This window comes from uncultured Paraglaciecola sp. (assembly GCF_937123705.1).
In the GTDB taxonomy this organism is placed as follows: Bacteria; Pseudomonadota; Gammaproteobacteria; order Enterobacterales; family Alteromonadaceae; genus Paraglaciecola.
The window spans coordinates 1-7253 of sequence record NZ_CAKZKO010000180.1; the positions used below are offsets into that span (position 1 = coordinate 1).

General features: G+C 42.6%; 6 protein-coding genes. 1 reads left to right on the forward strand and 5 read right to left on the reverse strand.

Features of this window, described 5'->3' with window-relative positions; translation table 11 throughout:
• From Q0688_RS22950 to Q0688_RS22970, 5 genes are all read right to left on the reverse strand, one after another.
• Positions 1–1130, reverse strand: a 1130-nt coding sequence (locus Q0688_RS22950; protein ID WP_299082839.1) for an O-succinylhomoserine sulfhydrylase, incomplete at its 3' end; no start/stop codon positions are given.
• Between the two features lie 24 nt (positions 1131–1154).
• Positions 1155–2681, reverse strand: coding sequence for an amidophosphoribosyltransferase (gene purF / locus Q0688_RS22955; protein ID WP_299082840.1), 1527 nt, complete (start codon positions 2679–2681; stop codon positions 1155–1157).
• An 11-nt stretch (positions 2682–2692) separates the two neighbouring features.
• The gene (locus Q0688_RS22960) at positions 2693–3220 is read right to left on the reverse strand and encodes a CvpA family protein (protein WP_299082842.1); all 528 of its coding nucleotides are present in this window, start codon (positions 3218–3220) and stop codon (positions 2693–2695) included.
• A gap of 55 nt (positions 3221–3275) precedes the next feature.
• Positions 3276–3890, reverse strand: coding sequence for an SPOR domain-containing protein (locus tag Q0688_RS22965; RefSeq protein WP_299082843.1), 615 nt, complete (start codon positions 3888–3890; stop codon positions 3276–3278).
• 2 nt (positions 3891–3892) lie between these two features.
• Positions 3893–5188, reverse strand: coding sequence for a folylpolyglutamate synthase/dihydrofolate synthase family protein (locus Q0688_RS22970; protein ID WP_299082845.1), 1296 nt, complete (start codon positions 5186–5188; stop codon positions 3893–3895).
• Positions 5189–5246: 58 nt separating this feature from the next.
• Here Q0688_RS22970 and Q0688_RS22975 point away from each other — a divergent pair, with 58 nt between their 5' ends.
• Positions 5247–6743, forward strand: a complete 1497-nt coding sequence (locus tag Q0688_RS22975; RefSeq protein WP_299082847.1) for an MBL fold metallo-hydrolase RNA specificity domain-containing protein — start codon at positions 5247–5249, stop codon at positions 6741–6743.
• The last annotated feature ends 510 nt before the right edge of the window (positions 6744–7253 follow it).

Consider the following 7253-nt stretch of genomic DNA (forward strand, 5'->3'; position numbering starts at 1 on the left):
ATTAAATTATCGGTAATGCCTGCACTGGCCTTATCTTCATCCGATAAACGCCCATGTGTTGTACTGGCAGGATGCACGATAGTGGTTTTTACATCACCTAAATTAGCGGTAATCGATAATAGACGCGTCGCATTAATAAAATCCCAAGCCGCTTGTTTATCGCCCTTTACTTTAAAGGATAAAACGCCGCCAAAACCCGTTTGTTGCTTTTTAGCCAATGCATGCTGCGGGTGATCCGTTAAACCAGAATAAAATACTTTTTCCGTACCTGCCTGAGCATCTAACCATTGCGCTAAATCTAAAGCTGCAGCGCAGTGGGCATCCATGCGTAGCTTTAAGGTTTCTAAACCTTTAAGGAATACCCAGGCATTAAATGGGCTCATGGTTGGGCCACAAGAACGCACATAGCCTAAGATTTCATTCAGCTGCTCTGATCTGCCAACAACAACACCGCCTAAGCAACGACCTTGGCCATCGAGGTATTTAGTCGCAGAATGCACAACCAGATCAGCACCCAAGCTAAGAGGCTTTTGCAACGCGGGTGTGCAAAAACAGTTATCAACCATAAGCAATGCATCATATTTATGAGCAATATCTGCTACACGTTGAATATCGACAACTTCTGATAATGGATTTGATGGTGTTTCTAAAAATAAAAGTCGCGTTTTATCCGTGATGGCATCTTGCCACTGCGTATAATCCGTGGCATTAACCCAGGTGACATCAACCCCAAACTTACCCAGATAACGATTAAAGACCACGGTTGTAGTACCAAAAACTGAGCGTGAACAAACAACATGATCGCCAGCTTTTAATAACGCTAAACAGGTGCCTAAAATCGCTGCCATGCCCGATGATGTAGCTACCGCTTGCTCTGCACCTTCAAGGGCCGCAATACGCTCTTCAAAGATATTGACCGTAGGATTGGTATAACGCGAATATACATTGCCCGCATCCTCTCCAGAAAATCGAGCAGCGGCCGCTTCAGCCGAGTCAAAAACATAGCTTGAGGTAGTGAAAATCGGCTCACTATGCTCCCCTTCAGCAGTACGTCTATGACCAGCTCGAATAGCCTGGGTTTCAAGCTCTGCTTCTTGCAACAGCGCAAATCGTTCGTCTTCAAATGACATAAATAAATACGGATCCGTTTACGTTTAAGAGACGTCGTTATATAAGGCTACAAAAGATTCACAATCAGCATCAGCCGCCGATTTATCTTTGGCTTTGTTATCATCACTGCGTTGTTGCTCAAGACCTTCTAAGTATTCGGCATTAATATCACCTGCAACATATTCTGCATTAAATACCGAGCAATCAAACTCTGTAACGCCTTGTTTGCCACCACTACAGCTAGCAATCAAATCAGGTAATTCTTGGTAGATTAACCAATCAGCGCCGATTAACTCACAGATTTCATCCGTACTACGCCCATGCGCAATCAGCTCTTTAGCCGAAGGCATATCAATACCATAAACATTTTGATGTTTTACTGCCGGCGCTGCTGAAGCAAAATACACTTTTTTAGCACCCGCCTCTCTTGCCATTTCGATAATCTGACGGCAAGTGGTGCCACGTACAATGGAGTCATCCACTAATAGAACATTTTTACCTTCAAACTCTAAATCAATGGCATTGAGTTTTTGCTTAACGGACTTCTCACGTTCTTTTTGCCCAGGCATAATAAACGTTCTACCGATATAGCGATTTTTCATCAAGCCTTCACGGAATTTAACGCCTAATTTATAAGCTAATGACTGTGCTGAAACTCGGCTGGTATCTGGGATCGGTATGACCACATCAATGTCATGATCTGGGCGTTCAGCTAAAATTTTAGCCGCTAATTTTTCACCCATACGCATACGTGTTTTATACACAGAGATGCCATCCATAATCGAATCAGGTCTAGCAAAATAAACATGCTCAAAAATACACGGTACAGTTTTTGGAGACTCTGCACACTGTTGGGTAAATATTTCAGCATCATTGCTAATAAATACAGCTTCACCTGGGGCGATATCTCTGGTCATTTTAAAACCTAAAACATCTAAGGCAACGGATTCAGAAGCAACCATATACTCCATACCCTTATCCGTTTCACGTTCACCAAAAACAATCGGACGAATGCCATAGGGATCACGAAAAGCCACGATGCCGTAATTAGCAACCATAGCAACAACAGCATAGCCGCCTTGGCAACGTTTATGAACCGCTTTAACAGCCTCAAAAATATCGTCAGCACTAGGCTTAAGTTTGCCTAAACGCTGCAACTCATGGGCAAAAACATTCAATAAAACTTCTGAATCTGAAGAGGTATTAATATGACGTAAATCTTCACGGAACAACTCTTTGCTCAACGCATCAGCATTGGTTAAGTTGCCGTTATGGGCAAGCGCTATACCATAAGGTGAATTAACATAAAAAGGCTGGGCTAAAGCTGGGCTAGAGCTACCCGCTGTTGGATAACGAACATGGCCAATACCAACCTTACCTTGTAATTGACGCATATGGCGTGTTCTGAACACATCACGCACCAAGCCATTAGCCTTGCGCTGATTCAAAACACCATTTTCCCAGGTAACGATACCTGCTGCGTCTTGTCCTCTATGTTGAAGGACAGTCAGGGCGTCATAGATTTCCTGATTTACATTGTTATTACCAACGATGCCGACAATGCCGCACATGTGTAACCTCTTTATATCGTAGTGCTACTACCTGCTACCAAAGGTAGCAACCAATCCCGTAGCTGAATAGCTGTAGAAACAGTCCATGCTTCTAAGCGTAAAAAATGGGGTATTAAGGTTGATTGCTGCCACCAAATCTCTTGCGATAACGGCAATAATTTCTGTCCAACAATCAGTAGAACTAATACAACTAAAGTGCCTCTTAACGCACCAAATATTGTACCTAAAAGCCTATCTGTTCCGGTTAGACCGGTGAGTCGAATCAACTGTGATAGTAATAAGCTACACAGGCCACCCACCAATAAACACATTACAAACATCAGTACAATTGCCACAACTTTGAGCAATGATGGCGAGGTAATATGCGGTTCCACAAAAGGTTTTAATAATGCAGCTAAGGGATCTGAAAAAACCATTGCAATAATAATGGCAAGCATCCAAATAATCAGCGATAACGCTTCACGAAAGAACCCTCTCTTTAAACTAATTAAAGATGAGATCACGATTATTGCCACTAAAACCCAATCTAGTCCACTCAATGAAAACAACACTTTTAAGAAACGTTCCCTATTCTAACAAAAATTATCGACACTATCATTCCTCAAAACCAGGTTTATACGCAACTAATAAGGTTTTCATGCCGACTTTTTTCTCTACGGATTGCGCTAATTTTTGTGCTCGAGACTTATCCATTTTAGGCCCGATAATAACTCTATAAATACGACCTGAAGACAAATTAAATGCTTTTATATAAGCAATAAATTCATGTTTTAATAAAGTTTGCTGTAATTTTTTAGCGTTGCTCTTTTCTTTAAAGCTAGCAACTTGCAACACCCACGCATCAGGTAAGCCTTTATCATTCAACTGTGTATAGGGCTTAGGCGCTTTTTTCTCCGGTGCTTTCTTAGCGACTTCAACAGGGCCGGCGCTAGGCTTTTGATCTTGCGCTACAGCCGGCACAGTTGCGGTTGTTTTCTCTTCGACTAAAGTTTCAACAGTTTCTTCGACAACAGCGGCTGTTGGAAGTTTCGCTTCAGCAACCTCAAAACGTTCAATTTCTATAGGCTTGGGGACTTTTTTATCCCACTGACTTTGGCGTTTAACATCATGATCTAATAACAATAACCACGCCAAGGTAAAACTAGCAATAATAACCAGAGCACCGATAAGGCGATATTTAATTGACTGTATATCCTTATCTTCTCTCATTATTAATGCCTTTTTGCGTGTTCAAGTTTAGGTAGAATTTCTGCAACAGTGAAGAATGAACCTAAGACCACAATTTGATCCCCGGGTTCACACAATGATTGTGCTCTAGCAAAAGCTTGTCGCATATTTTTACTCACACTAATCATATGAATGCCCTGCTCATGCACAATATTAGCAAGGTCGGTAACCGCTAAAGCTCTTTCATGTTTGAGATCACCTACAAACCAAGCCGCTATATCGTCTTTTAATAAGCCAATAACCTGTGTTACATCCTTATCTTTTAACATCGCAAAAACCGCAATACGCTTTTTACCTTGCGCTAAAGGAAGGTGCAAAGCCAATCGCTGTTTTAATAACGAGACCGCTTGAACATTGTGTGCCACATCAAGAACAATTTCGACCCCCTCTTTTTGGAAGCGTTGGAAGCGCCCCGCTAAACTGAGCGCATGTAAACTGTCCAACACGGGCTGAGTTAAACCTAAGCCAAGCGTTTGCTCAACAAAGTACAAGGCCGCTGCCTGGCTAGATAAAGACAATCCATTATCAGGCAGAGGGCCATAGTCTGTATGAGTATGTTTATTGCTATATTGCCATTGTTGATTTTCATTAGCGCTGGCAGGTAAATATTGATAACAAAAATCATCATTAATGACTGCGCTAGGATGATGATTACAGGCTTCTTGTAAAAACTTAGGCGCTTGCGCTTCAGCACAAATCAAAGGCGTATTTTCACGTAAAATACCACATTTCTCAGCCGCGATAGCCTCCAGGGTATCGCCTAAATAATCACAGTGATCAATGCCAATAGAGGTAATGACCGCATAATCTGGTGGTAAAATATTGACAGCATCTAAACGCCCACCTAATCCTACCTCAAATATGCAATATTCAACGTTTTGCTGCTGAAATAGCACCATGGCAGCTAAAGTCGTATATTCAAAATAACTCAAAGAGGTGTCTTCTAAAGCCGCATAAACTAGCTCAAATGCCTGCATGATTTGCTCATCGCTGGCCATGACACCATTGATGACCATGCGTTCATTGAATGTTAATAAATGGGGAGAGGTATAACTGGCGACCGATTTACCTTGTGCCAGAAGCAGCGTTTGTAAGGTCGTAACAAAGCTGCCTTTACCGTTTGTACCGGCAACAGTAACAACCTTAGAGCTAGCGTGAAATTGCGGGGTTAGCTGCAGGCGTGCAGCAACTTCTGCAACACGCGAGAGCCCCATATCAATTTCTTTGGAATGCTGCTGCTCCAACCACTGTAGCCAGGCAGCAAGCGATTCGTGCTTCATTTACGCTTCCTGTACCACTTTAGAAGCCGCTGGATTATATTTTGATGAAATATGGATTATGGGTTTTAATGCACAGGACTGGCCAAGCCGAGCAAAACCGAATCCGTATTTGCCTTTGGCTATACAAAAAAATCTGGGTATGCCACATGCAGATGCAGATCGAGAGCTCGATTTCAGCCAACGCATTTTGCAACGCTATCAGTGTAGTTGCCAACAGTTAATTGTTAGTTATGCCAAGTCGGCTACTGATAACATGCTCGAACCCAGCCCGCTATTAAATTTCATCAATGCCCAAGTGGTAACGACGCTGCCGCCGATTGAAAGCCCAAGCGCACTTAATATTGAATTTGAAACTTCCCACCTTAACGCTCTGCTGCTGACCCATACTCACATTGATCATATTGGCCGATTACCTTGGTTACTCGCCAGTGGATTTAACCAGCCAATTTATTGCACGCAAGCCACCGCCGAACTCGCCCCTTTAATGATTGAGGATGGGTTAAAACTACAAGGGCTCAGCCATAAACAATCGAAGCTGATACTCAAAAAGATTCATTCGTTGATAGCTCCCAATCCCTATGGGGAGTGGTTTCCAGTTGTCTCTAAACAGCAAAACGACGGAAAGGATCATCATAGGCCAAATACTCTGTATGCTCGCTTTCAACCTGCAGGACATATCTTAGGTTCGGCCTATATCGAGATAAAGTTACCCAACCAAGAGGTGGTGGTCTTTTCTGGCGACTTGGGCCCAAGTAACACTCCACTGCTACCCGATCCAAAATCACCACAACAAGCCGATTACCTATTTATTGAGTCGACTTACGGCACTAGCACGCACGACGATATTGCTTCACGTTCTGAACGCCTCAAAGCAATTATTGACCGTTCGTTACTCGATGGTGGCGTCATCCTGATCCCGGCATTTAGTATCGGCAGAACACAAGAACTGTTGTTTGATATTGAAAACCTGATCTTTGAGCATCAACTCAGCGCCGATATTCCTATCATCCTCGATTCGCCTATGGCAGAGAAAGTAACGCGTTCATACCGACGCTTTAAAGAGTTATGGGGGCAAGAAGCTAAACAGCGCCTTGAAGTGAAACGTCACCCACTCGCTTTTGAGCAATGCATTACCGTTGACGGGCATAGAATGCACAAGAAAATCGTCAATCGTCTTAAGTCGACAGGTGAACCCGCAATTGTGGTCGCAGCTTCTGGAATGTGTCAGGGCGGCAGGATCATGAACTACTTATCGGCTTTGCTTCCAGATAAACGCACCGATTTGATTTTAGCGGGCTATCAAGCACACGGAACGCTCGGGCGCGAGTTGCAGCAAGGCGAAATGCAGGTTTCTATTGATAACAAAGACGTTGAGGTTAATGCTCAAATTCATGGCATGTCTGGCTACTCGGCTCATGCCGATAAAGAGGACCTCAACCGATTTATAGCAGGAATTTCCGTTCCACCAAAAGAGGTGCATTTGATACATGGCGAACCAAATACTCAGTCTGAGTTCGCTCAAGAATTACTTAAACAAGGATTCAAGGTTGTTTGAAACACGCATCAAACTAGCCACTTTCACTCAGTAAACATGAAGGCCAGAATTCTCGAGCCTTCAAATACACAGTTTCTTAGGCCTGCGAGATCACTCGATGCAGGTGATATATTCCAATCAAATCCATCTCACCACTCATATATCAGCCGTTCATGCTAAGCGATTTTCACCGCTGTTTTTCTCGATTTTGTCTCTTCTGCATGGCTCAAATTTCTATTTTTGTATTAATCACTATTTATTCACTCTGCAAAACGCCAATAAGTACACACAGTTGCATATAAAGTTAAATGGAACGATTATCGAATTAGAACTAAGCGTTAACAAACCCCCTCTGTAACTTGCTTTATGTCACAGTAATCCTAATGCGCAGTTAAATAATTTAACACTTGGGTTACAAGTGAAGTATTGTGTTGTTCGAAAAACAATCATAAGTAAAACTAACAGGGAAAATACTCATGCAGTCATTCGTTGATTTTTTGAATGGAATAATCTGGAGTCCAGTACTTATCT